At 45.5% G+C, this 23,372-nt stretch carries 24 protein-coding genes; 12 read left to right on the plus strand and 12 right to left on the minus strand.

Features of this window, described 5'->3' with window-relative positions:
* Positions 1-10 precede the first annotated feature (10 nt).
* The 4 genes from rluA to ACXAGP_RS17470 all read left to right on the plus strand — a co-directional run bounded on the left by rluA (position 11) and on the right by ACXAGP_RS17470 (position 3,616).
* Entirely contained in the window at positions 11-685 is a 675-nt protein-coding gene (gene rluA, locus ACXAGP_RS17455; protein ID WP_475262837.1) for a bifunctional tRNA pseudouridine(32) synthase/23S rRNA pseudouridine(746) synthase RluA, read from the plus strand.
* Positions 686-744: 59 nt separating this feature from the next.
* Complete coding sequence (locus ACXAGP_RS17460) at positions 745-1,668, plus strand: DUF3530 family protein (RefSeq protein ID WP_475262838.1); 924 nt, start codon at positions 745-747, stop codon at positions 1,666-1,668.
* Between the two features lie 143 nt (positions 1,669-1,811).
* Positions 1,812-2,141: a hypothetical protein gene (locus ACXAGP_RS17465; protein ID WP_475262839.1), complete on the plus strand. Its 330-nt coding sequence runs from the start codon at positions 1,812-1,814 to the stop codon at positions 2,139-2,141.
* A 119-nt stretch (positions 2,142-2,260) separates the two neighbouring features.
* Positions 2,261-3,616: an AmpG family muropeptide MFS transporter gene (locus tag ACXAGP_RS17470; protein ID WP_475262840.1), complete on the plus strand. Its 1,356-nt coding sequence runs from the start codon at positions 2,261-2,263 to the stop codon at positions 3,614-3,616.
* Positions 3,617-3,624: 8 nt separating this feature from the next.
* Here the strand turns inward: ACXAGP_RS17470 and ACXAGP_RS17475 are convergent, their stop codons facing one another.
* The 3 genes from ACXAGP_RS17475 to ACXAGP_RS17485 all read right to left on the minus strand — a co-directional run bounded on the left by ACXAGP_RS17475 (position 3,625) and on the right by ACXAGP_RS17485 (position 6,756).
* Entirely contained in the window at positions 3,625-4,671 is a 1,047-nt protein-coding gene (locus ACXAGP_RS17475; RefSeq protein ID WP_475262841.1) for an SMP-30/gluconolactonase/LRE family protein, read from the minus strand.
* A gap of 114 nt (positions 4,672-4,785) precedes the next feature.
* Positions 4,786-5,742, minus strand: a complete 957-nt coding sequence (locus ACXAGP_RS17480) for a sensor domain-containing diguanylate cyclase (protein ID WP_475262842.1) — start codon at positions 5,740-5,742, stop codon at positions 4,786-4,788.
* A 3-nt stretch (positions 5,743-5,745) separates the two neighbouring features.
* The gene (locus ACXAGP_RS17485) at positions 5,746-6,756 is read right to left on the minus strand and encodes a response regulator (RefSeq protein ID WP_475262843.1); all 1,011 of its coding nucleotides are present in this window, start codon (positions 6,754-6,756) and stop codon (positions 5,746-5,748) included.
* Between the two features lie 349 nt (positions 6,757-7,105).
* Between ACXAGP_RS17485 and ACXAGP_RS17490 the strand changes: the two genes are divergently transcribed.
* Complete coding sequence (locus ACXAGP_RS17490) at positions 7,106-7,957, plus strand: thymidylate synthase (protein WP_475262844.1); 852 nt, start codon at positions 7,106-7,108, stop codon at positions 7,955-7,957.
* A 71-nt stretch (positions 7,958-8,028) separates the two neighbouring features.
* Here the strand turns inward: ACXAGP_RS17490 and ACXAGP_RS17495 are convergent, their stop codons facing one another.
* The 4 genes from ACXAGP_RS17495 to rppH form a co-directional block, all read right to left on the minus strand.
* Positions 8,029-8,484 carry an N-acetyltransferase family protein gene (locus ACXAGP_RS17495; RefSeq protein WP_475262845.1) on the minus strand — a complete coding sequence of 152 codons (456 nt, stop codon included), beginning with the start codon at positions 8,482-8,484 and terminating at the stop codon, positions 8,029-8,031.
* 15 nt (positions 8,485-8,499) lie between these two features.
* Positions 8,500-9,300 carry a prolipoprotein diacylglyceryl transferase gene (gene lgt / locus ACXAGP_RS17500; protein ID WP_475262846.1) on the minus strand — a complete coding sequence of 267 codons (801 nt, stop codon included), beginning with the start codon at positions 9,298-9,300 and terminating at the stop codon, positions 8,500-8,502.
* Positions 9,301-9,383: 83 nt separating this feature from the next.
* Positions 9,384-11,663: a phosphoenolpyruvate--protein phosphotransferase gene (gene ptsP, locus ACXAGP_RS17505; protein ID WP_475262847.1), complete on the minus strand. Its 2,280-nt coding sequence runs from the start codon at positions 11,661-11,663 to the stop codon at positions 9,384-9,386.
* 9 nt (positions 11,664-11,672) lie between these two features.
* Positions 11,673-12,194 carry an RNA pyrophosphohydrolase gene (gene rppH / locus ACXAGP_RS17510; protein WP_475262848.1) on the minus strand — a complete coding sequence of 174 codons (522 nt, stop codon included), beginning with the start codon at positions 12,192-12,194 and terminating at the stop codon, positions 11,673-11,675.
* Positions 12,195-12,308: 114 nt separating this feature from the next.
* On the opposite strand from rppH, the gene mutH reads away from it, so the two are divergent.
* Positions 12,309-12,986, plus strand: coding sequence for a DNA mismatch repair endonuclease MutH (gene mutH, locus ACXAGP_RS17515; protein ID WP_475262849.1), 678 nt, complete (start codon positions 12,309-12,311; stop codon positions 12,984-12,986).
* Between the two features lie 6 nt (positions 12,987-12,992).
* Here mutH and ACXAGP_RS17520 read toward each other — a convergent pair whose 3' ends face one another.
* The 3 genes from ACXAGP_RS17520 to ACXAGP_RS17530 all read right to left on the minus strand — a co-directional run bounded on the left by ACXAGP_RS17520 (position 12,993) and on the right by ACXAGP_RS17530 (position 18,383).
* Entirely contained in the window at positions 12,993-14,036 is a 1,044-nt protein-coding gene (locus tag ACXAGP_RS17520) for a helix-turn-helix domain-containing protein (RefSeq protein ID WP_475262850.1), read from the minus strand.
* A gap of 178 nt (positions 14,037-14,214) precedes the next feature.
* On the minus strand, positions 14,215-15,717 hold the full coding sequence (locus tag ACXAGP_RS17525; RefSeq protein WP_475262851.1) for a CYTH domain-containing protein: 1,503 nt from the start codon (positions 15,715-15,717) through the stop codon (positions 14,215-14,217).
* Between the two features lie 158 nt (positions 15,718-15,875).
* A complete protein-coding gene (locus ACXAGP_RS17530) occupies positions 15,876-18,383 on the minus strand; it encodes a M14 family metallopeptidase (protein WP_475262852.1) in 2,508 nt (835 codons plus the stop codon).
* A 364-nt stretch (positions 18,384-18,747) separates the two neighbouring features.
* Here ACXAGP_RS17530 and ACXAGP_RS17535 point away from each other — a divergent pair, with 364 nt between their 5' ends.
* The 4 genes from ACXAGP_RS17535 to ACXAGP_RS17550 all read left to right on the plus strand — a co-directional run bounded on the left by ACXAGP_RS17535 (position 18,748) and on the right by ACXAGP_RS17550 (position 20,519).
* A complete protein-coding gene (locus tag ACXAGP_RS17535; RefSeq protein ID WP_475262853.1) occupies positions 18,748-19,374 on the plus strand; it encodes a TIGR04211 family SH3 domain-containing protein in 627 nt (208 codons plus the stop codon).
* A gap of 288 nt (positions 19,375-19,662) precedes the next feature.
* Positions 19,663-19,860: a hypothetical protein gene (locus ACXAGP_RS17540; RefSeq protein WP_475262854.1), complete on the plus strand. Its 198-nt coding sequence runs from the start codon at positions 19,663-19,665 to the stop codon at positions 19,858-19,860.
* A gap of 91 nt (positions 19,861-19,951) precedes the next feature.
* A complete protein-coding gene (locus ACXAGP_RS17545; RefSeq protein ID WP_475262855.1) occupies positions 19,952-20,329 on the plus strand; it encodes a hypothetical protein in 378 nt (125 codons plus the stop codon).
* Between the two features lie 10 nt (positions 20,330-20,339).
* Complete coding sequence (locus ACXAGP_RS17550; protein ID WP_475262856.1) at positions 20,340-20,519, plus strand: hypothetical protein; 180 nt, start codon at positions 20,340-20,342, stop codon at positions 20,517-20,519.
* Positions 20,520-20,542: 23 nt separating this feature from the next.
* On the opposite strand, the gene ACXAGP_RS17555 is transcribed toward ACXAGP_RS17550, so the two are convergent.
* Positions 20,543-21,433 (minus strand): LysR family transcriptional regulator, encoded by an 891-nt coding sequence (locus tag ACXAGP_RS17555; RefSeq protein ID WP_475262857.1) that lies wholly within the window; start codon positions 21,431-21,433, stop codon positions 20,543-20,545.
* 100 nt (positions 21,434-21,533) lie between these two features.
* Between ACXAGP_RS17555 and ACXAGP_RS17560 the strand changes: the two genes are divergently transcribed.
* Entirely contained in the window at positions 21,534-21,947 is a 414-nt protein-coding gene (locus ACXAGP_RS17560; protein ID WP_475262858.1) for an ACT domain-containing protein, read from the plus strand.
* Positions 21,947-22,189 carry a CBU_0592 family membrane protein gene (locus ACXAGP_RS17565; RefSeq protein WP_475262859.1) on the plus strand — a complete coding sequence of 81 codons (243 nt, stop codon included), beginning with the start codon at positions 21,947-21,949 and terminating at the stop codon, positions 22,187-22,189. The genes ACXAGP_RS17560 and ACXAGP_RS17565 overlap by 1 nt, the downstream gene beginning before the upstream one ends.
* A gap of 75 nt (positions 22,190-22,264) precedes the next feature.
* On the opposite strand, the gene ACXAGP_RS17570 is transcribed toward ACXAGP_RS17565, so the two are convergent.
* Positions 22,265-23,365 carry a M28 family metallopeptidase gene (locus ACXAGP_RS17570; RefSeq protein ID WP_475262860.1) on the minus strand — a complete coding sequence of 367 codons (1,101 nt, stop codon included), beginning with the start codon at positions 23,363-23,365 and terminating at the stop codon, positions 22,265-22,267.
* Positions 23,366-23,372: the final 7 nt, after the last annotated feature.

Consider the following 23,372-nt stretch of genomic DNA (forward strand, 5'->3'; position numbering starts at 1 on the left):
AGATACGACTTTGGCGATAATTAACTACAATCCTCCCGTCAGTCCATGGCTTAAATTCCTCTACCGGGATGAAGATATCCTGGTATTGGAAAAGCCCAGCGGACTACTTTCGGTGCCAGGCAAACAAGCTGAGCACAAAGATAGTTTGCAATTGCGGGTGCAACGAGTATTTCCCACCGCTACCGTAGTGCATCGTTTGGATATGGCGACTTCCGGTATCATGTTGTTTGCGCTAAACAAAGCCGCACACAAACACATTGGATTGCAGTTTGAAAAAAGATTGACAAAGAAACGCTACTTCGCTCGTGTGTACGGCAACCCTGAGCGGGAACAAGGTAGTGTAGACCTGCCACTTATCTGTGACTGGCCCAATCGACCGAAACAAAAAGTGGATGCGGAAAATGGTAAAAAAGCGCTGACTCACTATCAAGTTGTGCACAATGCCGAAAACTGGAGCTTGGTAGAATTGACTCCCGTCACAGGACGCTCTCATCAATTACGCGTGCACATGTTGAGTCTGGGCCATCCAATCTTGGGGGATAGACTATATGCTCATAAGGAAGCCTTAAGCATGGCACCTCGCCTGCAGTTACATGCAGCAGAATTGGGTATTGAGCATCCGGTGAGTGGTGAAATGTTACAATTTGACTCGCCGCATCCGTTTGTCGACGACATAAAAAGTTAAGTCTTTGCGTATTTTGCGGATAACCTAATCAAAGAAAAACATTAACGTAATACAATTTCGTGCGCCTGATTACCCTTCTGACAACCTGGTTCTGTTTCTTAAGCCTTGCAACACCGGCTCCTGCCCAACATCGCATCGACGATCTGGATGCCTTGAAGCATGATATGCAAAGAAGCCTGCGCCCTGAGCAATACCGCACCTTGATGATGGGTGAACAAGAGACCGTCGTCGTTATCAGAGAGTCTAATCAGGCAATATCTAAAGGCGCCGCCATTTTAGTGGGTGAAACCGGTAAAAACGGAGCGAGCCACTTGGGTCTGGCAGCGCTTTCCCCCTATCTAAATGATTTTGGTTGGACCACCATTCTGGTTACGGCTCCCACGCTGGATTTTGAAGTTCCGGAAGAAAACGGGGCTGACAACAGTGCGCCTCAATCTCCTGATGCTGCTGCCGACACAACGGCAGCAGATCCAAACAGCGATCCCAATGATTTACCACCACCGAATCAAATGATCCCGTCTTATTCAACGACACAAATCATCAGCGAAGCGCTCTTTAAACAGCAAGAGCAAGATTTCCTGTTGCTGATGAACGCCGTCGAGCAAGAGCGCATGAATTATCCGGGCTTCGCCTTGATTATCGCTCAAGGCACCTCGGCTGCCTGGCTGGCAAAACTGTATGGCGATGGTGAACTTTACGAGCCCGATGCGATAGTCACCATGGGTATCAACTGGCCCCAACACGACCTCAATATTTTAGTTCCGGAACTGCTAGCACGTACCCCCGTACCCGTATTGGACATCTATAACCAGTTCGACAGCGAATGGACTTTGGCTACGGCTAAAGACAGAAAAGTGGAAGCAATAAAATCATTGAAGCTGCATTATCGTCAGCGAGAATTGATAGGTCCCCGTGTTGATCGACAACAATACCCTCTGCTAGCTCGAGAGATCCATGGCTGGTTAACCTATATGGGTTGGTAGTCTAAAACGAGTGAATAGCGTGTCACAACCAAAATAAATAAAACGTTTTTTCAAGAACATAACCTGTTGGTCAGGCACCGTTCAGGCAAAATTTTTAAGTTCAGCTATACTCAGGTGGAAATTAAAAGAGATGTACTTAAGCAGTGACCACCAATGTAGACAACTTCATCAATGCCAAGGCCCCACAATTGGCTTATTACGTAAGGGCATTTTGGGAACGTCGTATTCCTTACTCTGAAGTTGATCTTTACTTTTGGGACACCATGGAAGAGTGGACTCAGATCGAAGCAGCCAGTCATGAGCCGAGTAGCCAAAGAGAGCGTGTATTCTGGCACCTTTTACATCAGTTGCACTTTTGGGCAGAAGATAAGTTGCTTGATGATCCTTACCTTCATTCCGAGTTAAAAGTCTGTGTCGATTATCTCGAAGGAGCCGGACACTTTCCACTGGATTGTGTCGGTGTCAGGCCTTAATACGGCAACTGTAATCTAAGCCCCAAGTAACTACCGTTAACACCTTTTTACTCATCTGCCATTGATTCATTAGGCAATGCGTGATCCAATAGCCAAAAACAACAATAAGAAATAACGCCTTGCCTAAGTTTGCAGAACAATTTAAAGCTTATTACGACAGACGCATTTTAACGGTATTTCTGTTCGGTATCGCCAGTGGTTATCCTTGGGTTATGATCAGCTCAGCCATGACAGCCTGGCTCAAAGAAGAAGGCCTTTCTCGGACTTCAATTGGCTTGTTCAGTGTTATTTTTGTCGCCTACTCTATCAATTTTTTGTGGTCTCCTTTAATGGACAGATTACGCCTGCCCTTCTTAGGGTTGCGGCGCGGCTGGATCATTAGTATGCAGGCCCTGATTGCCATCGCTTGTTGTTTTATGGGGCAGTTGGATGCCAATACTCAACTGTATTTCATGGCCCTTGCAGGCCTTATCATCGCCACCTGCTCTGCTACTCAGGACATTGCCATTGATGCCTATCGCATCGACATTATCGGCCAAGGTGAAAAAGACAAACTGTCTGCAGCCTCCGCTATGGCCACAGCTGGTTGGTGGACCGGTTATGGTGGTTTGGGCGCGATCCCATTTTTTATTTCCGACTGGCCCGGTTGGAGTTGGGCGGAGGTTTATTTCGTTTTAGCGGGGATTATGGCGCTACTTTCGTTGGCCGTATTATGGGCCAAAGAGCCACAAATCAATCGCACTGTGGCGCAACAACAGGCCGTTGCCTATTACGAAAAACAATTACAAGGTAAACAACTACAAAGCCTGCAAAAGCTTGGTATCTGGATCCTTGTCACTATTGTGGAACCCTTCAGAGAATTCTTTGCTCGCAATGGGTTTCGCTTTGCGCTTTCCATCCTGGCATTTATTTTTCTGTTCAAAATGGGGGAAGCCTTCCTGGGCAGAATGTCGGTGGTGTTTTATAAAGAAATTGGCTTTAGTAATACCGATATTGGTACATACTCCAAGCTACTTAATTGGTGGGTAACCATATTTTTTGCCGTATTAGGTGGATTAGTGAATATTCGCTATGGTATCTATCGCGGGCTTATGATCAGCGGTATTACTATGGCAGCCAGTAACCTGATGTTCTCATTGATTGCCGTAGTCGGGCCCGATAAAACCCTGTTTGTGGCGGCGATATTCGTAGATGGGTTTACCTCGGCCTGGTCCTCCGTCGCCATGGTGGCCTTTATCTCCCTTATGTGTAATCAAACCTTCTCTGCAACGCAATATGCGCTTATGGCGTCACTGGGCGTGCTTGGCAGGACATTTCTCGCCTCGTCAAGTGGTTTTATTGTGGACACCATGGATGGTAACTGGGCGCTATTTTTTGTGCTCACCGCAGTAATGGTGCTGCCAAGCTTGCTATTTTTGTGGAGTATTCGAAATAAAATTCATCAGCTAGAAGGCCGACATGTCAGTCAGCCTTAACTTTCTAGTTAATCCTTTTTACGCAATGGTAGGCGTAATAAACGATGCGGAGCAGTGATATAAAGATTTTCAAACGTTGAATCAAACGCCAGATTGCAAACCTGCCCCAAGGCTAGTCTGGCCAACAATGAACCGTCACTATCCAGGATGCCAATACCACCGGGTAAGGCAGTAAAAATCAAGCCTGAGGGATGAAATTTCAACCCGTCAACGCTACCTTCGCCGTTGAGTCCACTATTTCGGGCATCAAATAATAGGCCTTTGTCCACCAGATCCAGCCCCTGAGTGAGATAATATTTATAAATTTTATTTTCTGATGCGTCGGAATCCGATACTAATAAGGTACGGGTTTCAGCTTGCCAGGCGATTCCATTGGGCTTTTTGTGTCGATCTGATAACAGCCTGAATTCACCCGTTGTCAACAATGCAAATACACCGAAAAAAGGTAATTCAATATCCGGACTGTGCTCAAAGCCATTTAAACCATAAGGTGGATCCGTAAATAAGATAGTGCCATCAGAAAGCACGACTAAATCATTGGGTGAGTTTAGCTTCTTGTCTTGATAGTGGGCAGCAAGAATGCGGAAGCGAGGCAACGGCTTATCAAGCGAACTCGCCATTACAGATAAGGTCCGTCCTCCTTGTTGCGCCAATAGCAGGTCACCATTGGCGGTTATTGCGAGCCCATTGGCGCCGCGCCACTCATAGGCATTGCCATCGGGTTCATGTCCCGACGGTGAAATAAAAACACTCAATCCAGACCGCGCCTGCCATTTAAGTATCTGATTATTTTTAATGTCTGAGAACAACAATGCATTTTGCTTTTTTAGCCACAGTGGCCCTTCTCCCCACCCAATGTCACTAGCCAAAAGTTGCACTTTTACCTCATCAGGTAAAACAGCATTAGCTGCCGGAGCTAATATCGACAATGTGATATCAACTTCAGAAAATTGACCTTGTTGTTGCTCAGAGGCAAAAACATGAAAATGCCAGAGTGCGAAAATGCAGCAATAAACGCGGGCTGTAAACCAGTGATGAGATACAATAGAAAACACAATTTGCAGTATTATTGAGAGAAACTGCTGACATTTAATCACAAATGCGCAACGTATCCACATTACGGTTTGTAGTGCTAGCCTAACTAAATTTTACTTACCAGAACCGTCTCATTATTGGCTGACAATAACCCGGTTTCGTCCGGACTCTTTGGCTTCATATAAGCCCTGATCGGCTTTTTCAATCCACGCCATGTACTCACCAAATGAGCTGTGGAATTCAGCCAGGCCAATACTCACTGTAAACTCGATGGTTTGACCTTCATATTCCACTGGTAAATGCTCGGCTAATTTACGGATGCGCTCGGCGACAATTTTTGCGCTGGCTACCTCAGTATCAGGCAAGATAATGGTGAACTCTTCACCACCGTAACGACCGGCAATATCCGTTTCCCGAATGGCTTTAGCAATAATTTTAGCCAGCATTTTAATGGTTTTATCACCAGCGGGATGACCATAAGTATCATTGACTTTTTTAAAGTGATCGATATCCAGAATCATCATAGTGCCCAGACGTCCGGTACGCATGGCGCGTTTAAATTCCGCGTCGCACATCTCTTCCCAGTAACGTCGATTAAAAAGCCCGGTTAGCCCATCAATACGACTTATCTTTTCCAGTTGTTTATTGGCTGCTTCAAAACGCTGTTTACTGATAGCTTCGTCGGTGACATCGTACACCACGATACAGATTTGATTCACTTCGCCGTTCAGGGAAGTCAAAGGGAAAATCGTGATGTTTTGATACATCAACTCGGTGGCTGAAGTAATGGGACGATAAGCTTCGAATTTAAACAGGTGTGGCCGCTGCTCCCAGATAATAAATGCGGGGCTTTTAAGCTTGAATACCGGATCGGTTTTGCGTCGGAACCATTCCGCATCAATCTCGGGGAACATTTCAAATAGGGGTTTGCCGCGCACACGAGCCGGAGACATACCACTGTGGCTTTCCATAAATTGATTCCAAATTTCAATATTGAAATCCCTGTCCACAACAGCGATCCCCACTTCAATGGAACCCAATAAGTCGTGCTTCAAATGCAGATCTTCTAACTCTGCCATTACATTAGACATGACTTACAACTCCACCAAATTAACCAGTTTCTTAAAAATAATTTCCATCGCCTTGTCTGGAAACAACAACATCAAATCAAAATGGATATCCTGATTCTCAATCGAATAGGCGATCTCTATGGCCACTACCTTGTTCCAGCGACTGACACTGTTATTGAGCAGCCCTTCTAAATCACAATGCCGTCCCAGTATCATAGGGTGGTTTTGACCAAATTTTACGTGTAACTGCTCTGATAAGGCATGTAAACAAGCGCCAATGAGAATATTTGAAATATCCATCAACGCTTCCAGTTCTATCTGCTCCGTGACTTTCGCTTGGTCGTATTTCAGTAACCGCACCATGTTGGCAAAATTGGAATCATTGAATAAAAGTAACGCCTCACCATTGATCCCGGCTGAAATAAAGCCCTGCGAAATGGCAGATATTGAATCGCTTTGCTGGATTTCGGCGATGGCCATGTGCAATTCGGTCGATTCAATGATATTGACATTGGGGATCGGTAATTCAATAAACACATCCAATAGTTGCGCCAGCTTTTCGCCTGCTTGCCCCATCGCTACGTTGGCCATTTCGCGATAGGCATCCAGCTTATCGATGGCATTTTCAGGAGTGGTGATGGCTTCGGGCTTTGAAGGTGAGGCACTGCCGGAATAAATCCCACACCCGGATAAAATTTCATACAGCTTGACGTTATCAATGGGCTTGCGAATAAACTCCAAAGCTCCCATTGCCATCATTCTCTTACGCGCTTCCGGTTGCACATCACCAGAAACCACAATAACTTTTACCGGCAATTGTTGCTGCTGAATTCGCAGCATAGTTTGATAGCCATCAAGCACTGGCATATTGAGATCTAAAAACATCAACTCCACATGGCCAGTCTGAATCGCATCGAGCGCTTCCTGGCCATTACTGGCATAACTGATACTGACATCCCATTGCTCCGGGATAGAGCGTGCCATTTGTTTTCTGGCAAAACCTGAGTCGTCACAAATTAAAATGGGTGTCGTCATTATTTAATTAAATTACCTTGATATTTAATTCGAGCAGTAAATCTCTTGCTTATTCGGTACAAGTTTTATCGTTCTTTCTGGTGTCGCAATTTGCCGTTGCTGTCACCCATTTTGAAAACATGTGCACAATATACCTCAGCATAGTGAAGGCTGACCAATATCTCAATATAAACTTAAGTCTAACAAGCACAATAAACTTTACATATTTGTTCATTTTTCAATCATTTAGTGCATTAAATGAGTTGTTATTTAGCAGTATCGCAGGGGACTTTAAAAAATTATCTGTTTCCAGGATTGGGATTTTGAGCGGGACTGTTAAAATACCCCAAACTAGATAGCAGAGTGGCTTATGGATCAGTATCTTAAATTGTGTCAGCGCATCATTGATGAAGGTGTTTGGGTGAATAACGAACGTACCGGTAAACGTTGTTTAACCGTGATCAACCATGATCTTAGCTATGACGTCGGCGCTGGCGAGTTTCCACTAGTTACGACGCGAAAAAGTTTCTGGAAAGCGGCGATTGCCGAAATCATAGGATATTTGCGCGGTTACGATAACGCAGCAGACTTTCGTTCTATCGGCACGAAAACCTGGGATGCCAATGCCAATCAGAATGAGGCTTGGTTGAATAATCCACACCGCAAAGGCGAAGACGATTGCGGCTTTATTTACGGCAAAGTGGCCAGAAATTTCCCCAAGCCTGACGGCGGTTCGTTGGATTTGTTAAAACAAATTGTCGATGACCTTTCTCAAGGCAAAGATAATCGCGGTGAAATCTTGACTTTTTATCACCCTGGCGCGTTTCATTTGGGCTGTTTAAGACCTTGCATGTACAGCCATCACTTTTCCATATTGGGAGACACCTTGTATCTCAACAGTACTCAGCGCTCCTGTGACGTGCCATTGGGACTGAATTTCAATATGGTGCAAGTCTATGTATTGCTGGCTCTGATGGCGCAAATTACCGGGCTTAAGCCGGGTAAGGCCTATCACAAACTAGTGAATTGCCACATTTACGAAGACCAACTAGCACCGATGCGAGATATCCAGTTAAAACGCGAGCCCTTCCCTTCGCCAACATTAAAGATCAATCCCGATATTAAAACGCTGAAGGATATCGAAACCTGGGTCACCATGGATGATTTTGAATTAGAAGGCTATCAGTATCATCCGGCTATTCAGTATCCGTTTTCGGTGTAATTTTTGCCTCGGTGTAATTTTTGCTGATTTTCAGTTGATTCGATGTTCAGGTGATTCGATGTACAGGTGATTTAACGCACCTGTAATTTCATTTCCAGTAGCGAAGGCTCAAAGCCCAATTTTTCATACGCATTAATAGCTGCCTGGTTCTGGGTATACACATCCAGATAAAAATCATGGACACCGTGCTCTTTGGCCCAATCTATAAGATGGCTAATGAGTTTTTGATTTAAACCTTGCCCGCGATAATCTGGTGATACGTACATAAACCCCAGATAGCCATCTCGGGCATGGTTTAAAGATGACTTTGAGTCACGCAGTTTAACGTAACCTGTAGCCACAATCTCATTATTGACTTCAGCCACCAGCAAATAACTATGTGCTTGCTCAATGAGTGCTGGCAGATCGTAGTATTTAGGACGACCTGACTTTATCTGGCTATTGAAGGAGCGTTCAGCCTCTACAACGGCCTGCTCTAACTCCAGCAGTTCAGGAATATCATCTGACGTCGCGACTCTGAATTTCATAACCCAAACCTGTGCTTATTTTGCTGGCTGTGCTGCAGCCTTTTTGTAAGCTCGCAACATGATAACGGCGCCAACAATCACCATGGGTAGCGACAGGACTTGCCCTTGAGAAATAAGACCGCCGTATAAGCCAAGATGGGCATCGGGTTCACGGAAGTACTCAACGATAAAGCGAAACGCGCCATAGCCCACCAGGAACAAACCGCCAACAGCCCCCACCGGACGTTCTTTTTTAGAGTAGAACCACAAAATTAAGAACAGCACTAAGCCTTCCAGAAAAAACTCATACAGCTGTGATGGGTGACGTGGCAACGCACCAGCATTGGGGAAAACCACGCCCCAAGGTACATCAGTGGTTCGGCCCCACAACTCGGCATTGATAAAGTTGCCAATCCGGCCAGCACCTAAACCAATGGGAACCAAGGGAGCGACAAAATCGCCGACATAGAACAAACTGGTTTGCTTTTTCCTGGCAAACCAAAATAACGCGGCAACAACGCCTAATAAGCCACCGTGGAAAGACATTCCACCGGTCCAGATCTTAAACAGATACAGCGGATCCGAGAGAAATAAATCAAACTGATAAAACAACACATAGCCAACACGGCCCCCTACTATCACCCCAAGGAAGCCGTAGAAAAGCATGTCACTCAATTCATCCTTACTCCAGGGAGTGCGATGTAAACGTCGATTGGCCAACATGAATGCAGCGACAAAACCAATCAGGTACATCATGCCATACCATCTAAGGCTTACGGGCCCAATACTGAAAATAACAGGATCAATCGCGGGGAAAGTAATAAAATTGTCGGACATAAGTTCTATCGTTTAAGAATTCAAATTTGCAGGCGGCATGTTAGCAGGATGGTAGCCTATTTGTAAGACAGCTTGATGAATCATTATTTACCCGCTCTGACAAGGCCACCCAATCCTAAGTATTCTAATTCCATATTAAGAAAATCCCGTATTTCAGATGCTTCCATCAGAGCTAGTGCCTTTTGCAATACGTCTTGCATCTTTGCCTCGGTTTGACGTCGGATAACCCACTTCACTCGCGCAATGGCATGGCCGTTGATGCTTAATTTGCTATAGCCCATTGCCAGCAACAACATCACACCAGCTGGCTCTGCAGCCAATTCGCCACAAACAGTAACAGGTATGTCGTGTCGATTTGACACTTGTGCAATTTGATAAAGCGCTCGCAATACCGCTGGATGATAACTTTGATACAGGTCTGATACTCTGGGATTGTTGCGGTCTACTGCTAACAGGTATTGAGTTAAATCGTTACTGCCTACTGAGAAAAAGTCCACCAGCTCAGCTAACTCCTGCAGTTGCCAAAGCACCGAAGGTACTTCCAACATCACGCCAATTTTGGGCTTTCGAATTTCCAGCCCTTCGCGATTTGCCTCTTCACGCACCTCATAAAACGCTTGCCTGATGAGCCGCTTGGCTTCTTTCACTTCTTCCACAGAGGTGATCATGGGCAACATAATTTGCAGATTGTGTAATCCGATACTGGCTTTGATCATGGCCCTGACCTGCACCAAAAAGATCTCTGGATGGTCCAGAGTCATGCGGATGCCACGCCAGCCCAAAAACGGATTTTCTTCCTGAAAAGGAAAATAAGGTAGCGGCTTATCACCGCCCACATCAAGAGTTCGCATAGTTACCGGACGGGGCGCGTACTTATCCAATAAGGAGCGATATAATAAGCGCTGCTCCTCTTCTCCAGGAAAACGGTCCCTCGCCATAAATGGCATTTCGCTGCGATACAGTCCAACGCCATCAGCCAAGGCACAAGATTGGTTTTCCAGCTCTTGGGATAATCCCACATTGAGATATAAACCAATGGCCTGGCCATCTTGTGTAATGGCCTCGGCTTCTTCTTCCGCCGAGACAATTTTATTAAGCTCTTTTTCTTCTTTAACCAGCACTTCAAAGCTCAGGCGTTTCTGTGTCTCTGGAGCAACGGTAATCTCACCAGAGTAACCATCTAACAACACTTCTTTGCCAGCCAGGTGACTAACATGCAATTCGGTGACGCCGAGGACGGCCGGAATCCCCATTGCTCTAGCCAATATTGCAGCATGCGAATTGACTGAGCCCCGCATGGCGATGATGCCCTGCAATTTTTTAAGCGGGATTTCCGCTAACATGGTGGCGGTAATTTCCTCCGCTACCAAAATGGCTTTGTCTGGGATTGGCGCCGCTTTGCGCTTGTCGTCTACCAGCCGTCCTAACACCCGGTCACCTAAATCAATGACATCGACAGCGCGCTCCTGCATGTAAATATCTTGCATCTGAGAGAACTGCCTGGCGTAGCTATCCACCACTTGTTTCAAAGAGGTGGCGGCATCCCAACCATCGCGAATTTTCGCTTCAACTTCCTTGCCTAAACTGGCTGCGTCCAGAAGGAAATCATAAGTCTGGAAAATATTGGCAACATCTTGAGGAACGTTTTGACTTACTTGCAGGGTTAGCTTTCGAATATCGGCTTTGGTGCGTTTAACTGCTCTGCGATAGCGGGCGATTTCCTGTTCGAACTTCTCGCAACGAGTGGCGAGATAGTCTGACAAGCGAGCCTTTTTATTGGGCTGGTACCCAACCCCAAGCGCAAGTCCTGAAGAGCCAGGGCGCCCGTACAAGGCTTTTTGCCAAAGCTGAATGCCATCTACCCCCGATAGTTTTACGGCACCTCGCGCCTCGGCATTGGCCACTTCTAAAGCCATTTGTGCCGCAAGGGTAATCAATAAAGACTCTTCCTCTTCGGCAAAGCGGCGTCGGGACTTTTGCTGTAGAGAAATAACACCTAAAACTTTACGTTGGTGAATGATAGGCGCCCCTAAGAACGCGTGATAACTTTCTTCTTTTACATCTGGGTAGTGTTTAAAGCGAGGATGAGACTGGGCATCAGCGATATTAATGGGTTCTTCACGTTGCCCAATCCAGCCGATAATCCCCTCGGAGAATCCAATTCGGGTTTCACCTATAGCTTCTTTAGCCAGTCCTTCGGTGGCCACCAGCACAAAACATTGGTTATCAGTATCAGCCAGATAAATAGCACAACAATCCACTTGCATGGCCTGTTGCAACAGATAACTGACACGTTGCAGGGCCTCTTCCAGCACCGGAATATGCCCAATCTCTTCAACTATCTGTCTCAGCGTGCTCAGCATAGGGTACCGTTATCTTCGTCGTCGCTTTTTGCGTTTTTGTTCAGAGGGATTTTTGTTCAGATTCATGGCCACTGAAACAAATTCCTTCATCACTCTTCGATAAACATCTCGTTTAAACGAAACCACGTTTCTTATCGGATACCAATAACTGACCCATCGCCAGTCATCAAACTCAGGATGGCCCGAGTGCAACAAGTTCACATCTTCATCGGCACAGGTCAACTGTAACAAAAACCACTTTTGTTTTTGTCCAATGCACACTGGATTCGAATCTTGTCGAATCAATCGCTTCGGTAAACGATAGCGGATCCAGTTTTTAGTCACCCGTAATATTTTAACCTGATGTGATTTTAGTCCTACCTCCTCGTGTAGTTCTCTGAACATGGCTTCTTCAGCCGACTCGCCTTCATCGATACCGCCTTGTGGAAACTGCCAGGAATGCTGTCCAAATCTTCTGGCCCAAAATACCTGACCGTTGCGATTACAAATCACTATGCCCACATTTGCGCGGAATCCTTCTGTGTCAATCACTTAGACTCCCGGGCACAAATATTGTTATGTTCCCCATTCTTCCACAAAGTGTCATAATTGCCTAGTTCCTTTTAGTCACAAAAACATAACAATTATTTTTAGATAAGGGAGAGCATGACACCGCCATCCACCCCACCCGATACCATTGAGGAATTACAACACCGGGTTAACGCTATTGCAGGGTTAAACTTGGGTGACCTGGCCCACAGCGCCAACATTAAAGTGCCAGCAAATTTTAAAAAGGAAAAAGGTTGGACAGGACAACTGATAGAGTTGTGGCTCGGCGCCAGTGCGGGCTCAAAACCGGAACAAGACTTTGTCAATCTGGGTATTGAACTAAAAACCTTACCTATCACCACAACAGGTAAAGTATTAGAAACCACCTACGTATGTTATGCCCACCTCACCGGCAATACCGGGATCAACTGGCAAAACTGTAATGTCCGCAACAAACTGCAGCATGTCTTGTGGTTACCGGTTATTGGGGAACGCAATATTTCTCCTGCACTACGTCAAATTGGTACGGGTATTTTCTGGCGTCCCAATGCGCTTCAGGAACAACGATTGCAACATGACTGGGAAGAACACATGGACAACATAGCATTGGGCAATATTGAGTCATTAAGCGCTAAGGCCGGCGATGTGCTGCAACTGCGGCCCAAAGCAGCAGACGGTTCTGTGGTAACGGATGCAACAGGGACAGACGGGCAAAAGATTAAAACTCGCCCAAGAGGCTTTTATTTACGCAAAGCCTTTACTCAGGAAATTATTGATAGCGCGTTTGACTGCTAAAGCAAACTAATTCTTGCGATGCACCAGGCGGTCGTGCTCTTCTTGCGACAAGGCATCATCAGATGCCATGTTCTGCACGTATTTAACAAACATTTCGCTCAATACCTTTTCCGAGGTAAAACCAAGGCGTTTAGCAATAGCTGAAATCTTGATGTCGGAACGAAGAATAATCTTTTTCGCGTACTCAAGGCGATAGTGGTACATATAAGCACGAAAGTTGCGATTTAAAATACTACGAGTAGCTACCGCTAAATCCTTGGGTTCTATCTCCGCTAAATCTGCCAAAGTGCGCAACCTTAAGCCCAATGCCTTGTATAACTTATTGCGAATAATAGCCCGCTCCGCTTTGGCCAATGTTAGACGCATTTCTTCTTCTGAATAGGTTCTGTCACTGAGATCTTCAGCGTCAATTGGGCAAGGTGAATAACGGCGGCGCTGTAATAGCAACAATATAATCACATAGAAAATGCCAAAATGAAGTAATGAGATAATGCCTTGCCAATAACTAAACTGGATTAAATTCAGGGCCGTTACGATCACCAGTAAAATAGCACCAAACGAGATACTGACCAGGCCAGTGAACAGCTTCATGGTTTCAGGCAACTCGTACTGTGTGATATCCACCACCTGGTCGGACAGATGGAAATCGTACTCTTTCACCATATCATCAATTTTTAAAGCATAAATTAATATGGCGAAATTAATGAACATATAAAAAACATAAAAAGGCCAGTTATCAGCAATACCACCAATCGGCGGATTGCTAAATAAAGCGACTTTAGCTTCATCAGAGAACAATAAAAATGGCACTTGCGCCACGAAGAAAAATACAGCGACGGCTTTGTGCACCCACTTATTGTGCACTGGCTTCTCGATCAACATACTGTGCATAGCCAGATAGACCTGAGCAGCCAACAATACAGGAATAAACTGGAATACACCTATCAGAAACGGGAATTCCGGCAATAACCCGGAAAAACGCAGAATTTCATCCAACATAACAAGGGGTAAAAGCAAAATAGCGAACAGCACATTGGATGCATGAGGCATATTGTCATATCTGACCCAGATAAGGACCAGAGGAATGAGCCAAAGTATAAATCCTAAGCTTAGCATGGTGCTGTTATATCACTCTTGTTATGGTTTGAGGCAATGTACACCACAAATGACCGCAGATAATGTGTAACTTATCGGAAACTAACAAAATTCCTTGAATACTGAGCCAATCTTAAAGCGATTCAGTTTGTGCCAGCAATGCGGCTTCGCGGCTCAACTCCATCACTTCCAACAAACACTCTTGTTTCGCCACACACCAGTGGACCAAACTGTCTTCCCCCTCAGAAAATAACTTTCTCAAGTTCTTTTCCAAAGTGTGCAGCACTTTAAGCTCTTCAGCACCATCTAACAAGTCTGTCCAGGTCTTTAAGCTTTGCCCCGTGCGATTACCCACCGCTCCAGCAAGGAGTTTTTGTATCTCCACCACTTTGTTCAAAGCAGGCAGATTTTTGAGATAGGCTTTTACTGATTCTTTGGTTTCGAAGTGGAACAAACTATAGATGATTTTGAGCTCATCTCTTATCGCTTTTTTGGCGAGGCGATTGATGGACTCTTCTTGCCATAATGGTGCGCTGGTCCAGGGCTTGTGAGTCAGCATTTCGAGAATATTGAGCTGCAATCTAGCATAGCCCGATTGATGCAGTAGTTGTAAAGGTTGATGCTCCTCCAACAGTTCAGTCTGACGCGCCTGTAAGTGACGCATAACGACTTCCTGCTTTTGCAGCTTTTTGCGATAAAAGCCCTTCTTGGATAACAGCTCTTTTATGTCAGCAAGCTCGTCAACCCAGTCCCAATGCGTGAGCTGTGCTTTTAATTGCAGCGACAACTCAGAAAACTCAGCGCAGGACAGATGTTTTTCAAATAGTTTGAGGTTGCGTTTCATCAACCGCATGATAGCCACCAGCTCGACGATATCACGTACCTTGCCCAACTCAACAAAGCGCTGTTCGTAGTATTGCCAATACTGCACCAACTCAGACATCAATATAATAAAGGCGTCTTGTAAGCTATCGTCTTTGCCCAACTTGAACTCAGGCCGCTTGTGGGCCATCTGGGCTTCTTCTCCGAGAAACAACTCATAACCGCGTTGCGCTTTACTTTTGTATCCCAACCTAAAGGGAATAATATCGAGCAGTTGCCGTGCCAGTTGAAACAGCACATCTGATGGGCCTTTTTTCAACTCCAACTCCACCTCACAAACGGGTGTATGATACTTATCTGTTTCAATTTCGCCGGAGTCGAATACCATTTCCACATGACTGCTATCCGGCAATCGAATTTGATATTGCTCACGCCTGAAGTGGGTGCTGAACAAAGTGGTGAGTTGTTGTTTTAACTCTTCGACATTGAGGGATTCGGGCCAGATATCATCGGGAAAAAGAGCGATATCCAATTGATTAGAGGGAATGTCTACATTGTGTTCAGCGCGTTTATGCAACCCTCCCACAGAACCGTCTTTGCTCTTAATGGTTTGCTCGTAATCGCCATTGTTACCGCGCACTCGCAGCCCCATACCATGCTGCCTTAAAGCATGTTCTGGCGTATCGTAATAGGAGTTGTACAACTGCACCGATTCATGCTCGATGCTGGCCTTGAGTTGTGGTAGAAATTGCTCTCGAATCTTGCTTTCGGCATCCGTAGTAACAAGTAACTTAAGCTCTATTTCGCTATCCATGGAGGAGAAAAAACACCCTTTATTAGATGAAAAAACGAACCGGGTCAGTCAGACCGGGCTCGTTGCTACTGAGTTTAATATAACCGATCCCGGGCAAAATTACTCAAAAAAATTTCACCCGGACTCACTGTTGGTAACAAGATACAAATACGGTTTTATTAGCGACCATTGCGTATATTGGCTTTGGTGTGGGCCACACCACGCCAAATAGCGTTTATCCAGAGCATGTGTAAACCTGGTTGCTGACCACGGAATGTCGGGCTTTCGGGAAAACTCAAGATCATGCCCTCTCCCATATCCTCAACGGTAAGAAAAGGTTTAAACGCCAGTTGCTTTTGATAATCCTGCCATAAATAACCACTTGCAAGGACTTCATCTGCGCCAGCAAAGTGAGCAACATTAACCCCTTGTCCACGATGCAAAGGTTGATAAGTGCCGTTACCTGAAGCAAAACTGTATATGGGCCTGTCAATACCTACTGTCATCCAGTGTTCCTGATTAGGCATTACCTTTAAGATATTACCGGGAAATGATTCCATGCCCCGCTGAGGATCCACCTGTATAGCTTCATATTGCTGAGCATCGCCGATTAAGTTCTCGTCTGTCGCCGCCATCGCCTTTTGTGAATCAATTTGATTGCTTTCCCGCTGCAATGCGCTGAGTTGTTGTTTCACCAAAAAGTCGACACTGCTGCTAAGCGCCACCAAAACGCCGCCTTGACGCACCCAGGTGTTGAGTTTTTCGGTACCGCTGCTGCTTAACAAATCAGAGTAATCCCCACCGGGCATAATTAATACATCAAAATCAAACAGGTCCAGATTATTGATGTAGCGTGCCGCAATGGTATTAACAGAATGTCCTAATTGACGCTCAAACACATAACGAGTGGCTCCGGCGAGGTAGGAAGATGTGGGTCTGTCCCAGAGTAACGCGATATTGGGTGATTTCATTTTCACCACGTGTTGGCTACCAAAATTAACGCCATCTTCAACCCAACTGGTATCGGTATTGATCAGCTCCACTTGATACTTCTGTGCCAATGCCTGTACCACTTGCGCAGCATCTTCAAGCGCTTGCTTTTTATAGATGATCAATGACCCTTTCGCCAATTTTCGTCCTTTCTGGGTAAAGCTTTTATCGCTACTATAGATAACCAGCCCAGCTCGCAAGGCATCAATTAAAAACATCGCACTTCCCGTGTGTTGCCAATCCACTAACCAAGCCAACTCCCCCTCGCCAGACTGTTGCAACGGAGGTGATACTTCTGTATCCAATGGCTTGCGAGCGACATTGGCTTGCTTACTACAATACGCCACATCAACATTGTGGGTCAGGCGTTTTGACCAGGCAGTGACGTCATATAAAACATGACTTTTGTGCTGGCGGCGCAGGTTTTCCTGCAGAGCAATAAAATCCGGCTCCATCGGGATATGTGTATCGAGGTAATTGCGGATCATGCGATAATTCGGCTGCGCCATATCGATGACATAATCACCTTTTTGGTACTGCACTGAACAGGCTGTAAAAGCCTTATCAGCCACGTCAATTTCAATGCCCTGGCGAGCCAGTAAACGCGCTAACCTGTCAGTATTAAAAGGATCACTGGAACGGGCCAAAACCACTTGCCGCACGTCTCCCGATTTACCGAGTTTAATGGCGTTGTCGCGATATTCCCAAAAGCGCTCCAAAAACAGCGCTTTGTGTTTTGCAGCCGTTTCAAGGGTCGCAATGGAAGCAACAAAGTGATGTTGCACGGCATCAGCATAAGTAAATGTCTCACCTAACTTGTTGGTGGCCTTTAACCCTCTTGGGGAGGCTTGTTCATAGGTCATGCCCAGGGCGCCATAAAACACCGGCCAACCAGCACCATAACCCGGGAAAAACGCATCGTAGATTTCGCGAGTAAAATAGCGCCAGCCATGCTGATCAAAATACTTTGCATTGTTTTTCCCTATGATTTCAAGACCTTGCTTTTGGGTGTCGGTGATGTAGGGATTAAATGGGTCTGCTTCTGGGGTAAAATAGTAGGTGTAATCCGTGCCAAACTCATGTAAATCCACTGCAATCAAGGGTAACCATTCACTGAGTAAATCCACTCTTCCTTGGGTTTCTGGTTGGGTCATAGCGGCCCAATCTCGGTTTAAATCGAAAATGTAATGATTGGTGCGGCCGTTGTTCCAGCCCTCGCGCCTTTCTGTCGCGAAAGGATAACCGTTGGGTGTTGGGCCAGTATTATTATTAAAGTGATGAATGAACTTTTCCCGACCGTCTGGATTCTGCACCGGATCCAACAACAAAATTACATTATCCAGGATCGCAGATACCATTGCGTCATCTTTAGCGGCCAGTAAATGATAAGCCACCTGCAATGACGCATCCGGTGAAGATACCTCGTTTCCGTGTACGCCATAACCCAGCCACACTATCGCCGGAAGCTCAGCTAGTTTGGCTTGCATGGTGCGTTGATTAGTGCGCCTGGGATCCGAAAACTGAATATACGCCTCACGAATAGACTGCAAGTTGGCCAGGTTTTCCGGTGAGCTGATCACGGCATAGTTGAGATTGCGCCCCTGCCAGGACTTGCCGTAAGTCAATAATTGTAACTTGTCAGGATGCGCATTTTGCAAGGCCTTTAAATAGCCTTCTATCTGCGAAGTATCGCTCATCGCCTCACCACTATGATAACTGTAAAGGGATTTAAGGGTGGGCGTTTTCTGATCATAAATGGTATCGGGCCATGGCCCCTCAGCTATTACCGAAAAAGCGCAAAGAAAGAGCAGAAGAGTCGACAAAGTGAATGTGTGACGCATTGTTTATTATGTTTGTTTTTCATCAGATTAAGGCCAGTATGGCACTGAGGTGGCTTTTTTCCAATGCCCGCCCTGGCCAGACAATTACAGTAAAATGCATGATTTTCATCCCATCATGAACATTGAGCGCCCAGCCAGAGCGAGATACAGCATATTAACGGTTGCAATATTATTTCAAGAACCTAATATTTCTGTATCACACAGGAAGCAGTGTAAAAACATGATAAAAAGACTAATTTTCCTTTTGGCACTCACAATGCATTTCTCACTTCAGGCGCAAGAAGTGAGCGAAACTGACAGCTCTGATGACGCTGCTTCGGACACTATTAGTGCCTATATCTCTGATGACCTTTTCGTTTACATGCACTCTGGTCCAGGTACCAATTACCGGATTTTGGGCTCAGTAACGGCGGGTAGCGCTATTTCCGTATTGAACACTGACGATGACGCTGGTTTTACAGAGATTAGTGATGAACGCGACCGCACTGGATGGGTAAAATCTGAATTCGTCTCTGACAACTCTATCCGTTATGAACTCAAAGAGTTACAAGACCAACTAGATGCAGCCCAATCTTCCACCCAGGACCAATCTGATACAATCCTGCGACTGGAAAGTCAGTTGCGCGCCGCGGAGCAAGAAAACATTGAATTGGGACAGCAACTGGAAGAACAAGTACAAAGAGCAGCACAGTTTGAGCAGCAAATGTCACTGCAAACCACAGATGCAGAAAAAGAAATGTTTTACCGCGGTGCGATTGTAGCCGGCAGCGGGTTATTGCTAGGCATATTATTAACCTTACTGCTACGCAGAAAGAAACGCTCTGACGCCTTGTACGACAGATATTAAGCCCATTTGAGAACTACAGAAGCCAGCACCAGTTGCTGGCTTTTTTTATTACATCAAAAAAATGATTCTGAATGCCCTGAGGTTCCAATATTCTCAGAAGCCCCCCCTTCCATCTCAAAACTTAAAAACACACTTTTTAGAACTGCCACGACATACTGGAGACCCGCTGGTAAATTTACTTTCGGTTTGATAACTTACACTGGGTAATAAAACAACCAAACCTTAAGCAGTTTCGCAAGCGGTTGGCGCGCTAAGACAAGCTGTTATGCCAAATTCAACGGAGTGAAAATGGGAATTTCATTAGTGAGTTTATTGATCCTGCTGACCCTCTGGCTGTTGCCAATCTTAGTCATCAGCACTTCTAAAAAAACCAATGGTGGTGAAAAAATAGCATGGCTTTTGGCGGTGATATTTATTTCCTGGTTTGCCTGGGTTTTTTATATGTTGTTAGCTCCCCTCAAGCCTAGCCTTGAAACCAAGCGTTGAATAAACAGTTGGAGTAAACTAGAGATAGTTAATTAGACTGATGAAGAGACATACACCTGGGCGACTTTTCAAAACAAGACGGAAAATAACAGTGAATAAATTGATATTGATTGCTATTGCCATATTCACTGCCTTTGCAGTTGCCAGGATAGGTAGTTACCTGGCGGGTTATACTGCGGCGATTACCATGCCCCGGTCTTTCGCACATCCACTCATAATGTTTGGATGGGACATTTTGGTGGTGCAATGCATGAGTTTTGGGGCGGCAGCTATACTTTTTAGTTTTGTCTTTTCACTCTTTTTTACTGCTGTATTCTGGATAAGCGTTGGCCTCACTTTCGTAGCTTACTTACTCATACTCTATTACCCATTTGAGTACTCACTTTATTGGAGCAATGCTGGTGTTGTTTTTGTTGCTGTACTCACCGGCCACCTTGCTGCTAAAAAGACAAAGCATATAATTTCATAGAACGAGCCTGATGAATAAAAACAAACAAGAAGAAGCCAGAGACAATGCACTAATAATGACGGGGCTATTAACTGAATTTGCGTTCTGGCAGTCTTTAAAAAAGTCCAAAACGCTGCAGGTGATGACAACCATCGCTGTGCTGCTGTTTTTCGGGTTAGGTTGGTTGTTATACAAAATGGCTGGTGCATAAACAGCATTACATCGTGTCCCTGCCTAAGTCTCTTTGAGCAGTTGCAAGAATCGACGAACGATATCAGGCTGTGTTTTCTCTTTGCGGTGCACAGCATAAATATCAGAGCGGAGTTCATCAAACTCCAGAACCGCCAATTCCAAAGAAGCCAAATTGTATTGCGTCAACACGTGAATTGGTACCAGGCCTACTCGATTCGATACCAGAACCTGCCACAGTATTTCTTCAACGCTGTCACAACAGACCTGGTCCGGGATGCGCTTGATTAGTTCAGTGGTTGCGTTCTGGCTATGTAACTGATGAGTGCTTTTAAAACTGCTCAAACCATGTTGATGAGCAACCTCTAACCAGACCTTGGTGTGCGTAGTTTTTTCCAGTAAATCTATTGAAGCCACAAGGCAAAGGCGTTCCTGATACATCACTTCAGAGTACAATGGCAACTTGTTTTCAGGTCGAAAGCTCACGCCTACATCCAGTTGTTGATTTAAGACACCGTCTGCGATCTTGTCGGGTGTCATAAGCCGAATGGATACTTGCACATCGGCAAACTCACGTTTCAGGCGATTAAGAGCGGAGGGAAGTGGATTAGCGATGTCAGACAGCGTGGCATCCACAGTGGCCACTCGCAACTTAGGTGCTCTGGTAACCGACAAAGTGCCAACATCTCGTTTAAACGCCTGCCAGGTGTCTTGTAAATTTAACGAGGCTCGATAGAAGTGCTCACCCGCTTCAGTGAGTTGAAAGCCAGAGCGACCTCTTGAGCAGAGGTCTAAGTGAGTACGGGCTTCTAAATCCGATAAGTGTTTGCTTATCGCGGGGCAGCCCATTCCCAAACGCGCCTGTGCCGCCGTTAAGCCACCACTTTGAACAACGGCGATAAACACCTGTATTTGTTTTAACTCAATGTCACCCATACTTTCCAAATACGAAAATTAACTTAACTTATTTCATATTTATTAAAGTAACAGTCCTGGACATAATAACAAGACATCCATCAGAAATAGACAACTCAACATGCAAACCATCTCCGACCTACAGCAATTAATATCTGAAATGAATCCAATACTGCACCCTGAATTATGGGTGTACTGCACAATCGAAGCATCAGATATTACGCTAGAACTCATCACTCAAAGCTTCGCCCTTATCCAAGAGTCCGAATCCATCACCTTGATCACCACTGTGGAGCAAGCTACAAAACTGGGTTTTGTTGATGTAGAGCCATTTCAGCGTATTGAGCTGCAGGTGTATTCCAGTTTAGAAGCGGTTGGTTTAACTGCGGCGGTGAGCCAATGTCTGAAAGAACACAACATCAGTGCCAATGTGGTTGCGGCCTATCACCACGATCATATTCTGCTGCCACAAAGAGACGCTCAAAAAGCCCTGTCTGCGTTGCTCAATCTCACACAACAAAAGAAGGTTTTTTAATGCTCATGGAAATATTGGGGCTGCTTGGCGTTGGGTTGATTCTATCCGCCTATTTTGCAGTGCAAAGCGAATATCTGCACAGCCTATCAATGAGTTATTCTTTGCTCAATCTGGTGGGTGCGGGATTGGTGTTGCTATCGCTTGTAGGCTCTAACAATTATGCCGCTATCACCCTTGAAGGTGCATGGTTGCTTATCAGTGGCTATGGGTTGATGCGAGCATGGCGACGTTGCCACATTTAAAGCGTTCATGTAGCCCGACTCTGCGCAGCAGACGATAGCTGACACAGCAGAAATCGGGCTATTGAGGCGTGAAAACTAATCTACTTTCAAATATTTATCAGCCTGACTAAAAAAGGCATTTAATACTTTCACGTTGGCATTGAGCTGAGACTCAATACGTCCCGGAAAAACAGATTCAAGATGCTTGAGTTGGTCATTACCGGAGTGCCAGATACGTCCCCATTGAGTTTCTTTTTCACGGTCGCAGGCAGTGACATTTTCCGCATCAAAACAATCCCATAATCCCGGGTTGACTGACTGTGAATAGCCATCGTAACCGTCCTTGCCATTAATTTGAAAATTCGTGGTTTCAATGTAAGCAATGGGGATACCATTACAGGCAAACGATTCATGATCGGACCAATCTCCCGTAACCCCTTCAGGATAACCGGGAAACTCCGGGTGAATCTTGTGAGCGTCATTGCCAAGCTGCTCTTTTGAAGCCATTAATACCGCTTTGCGCATCTGTGTATCTGAGGAGTAATTTTCGTTATTACCACCGCACTTGTAGGGGGTGGTGTGTGCGCTATGCACGTACAGAAAGTCTCCGCCAGCTACAGTATCGAGATTCACCATACCCACTATCTTAGCGAGCTCTTCAGGTTTCTCTTCTTGCAACATTTCCACGTAGGCGCGCGATCCTACCTTACCGATCTCTTCAGCACCAAAGGCAATAAAACGAATGGAATAAGGCAAGCTCTTTTCCTGACTCATCTTTTTGGCAACCGTCAACATTACGGATAAACCTGCGCCATTATCCATAGCTCCTTGAGAGCCCTTTTTAGATCCCGTCGAGTCAAAATGCGCACCCAGCACCAGCATTTTATCCGACTGCCCTTTCACATCAGCAATGATATTACTGGAATCCAGAAAAACCCCTTTCTTGTTGAGCACAGGATGTCGAAATTCGTGTACTTGAGGCGCATAACCCATGGCTTTGAACTGCTGCACCACATAATCAGCAGTGCTTTGCTCCTTCTCAGTACCAGCCTCTCTGGCACCTATGCCGTTTTCGGGTAAGGTTACGGCCTCTAGAAACTGCATCACGTATGTTTTATCCTCGGCGGCTACACCACTGGAAAGCCCCACTGACAAAGCCAAAAGCGACCATTTAAAGCACTGGAGGGATTTTTTCATAAAGGTT

Source organism: Planctobacterium sp. AWM4_229 (assembly GCF_056160305.1).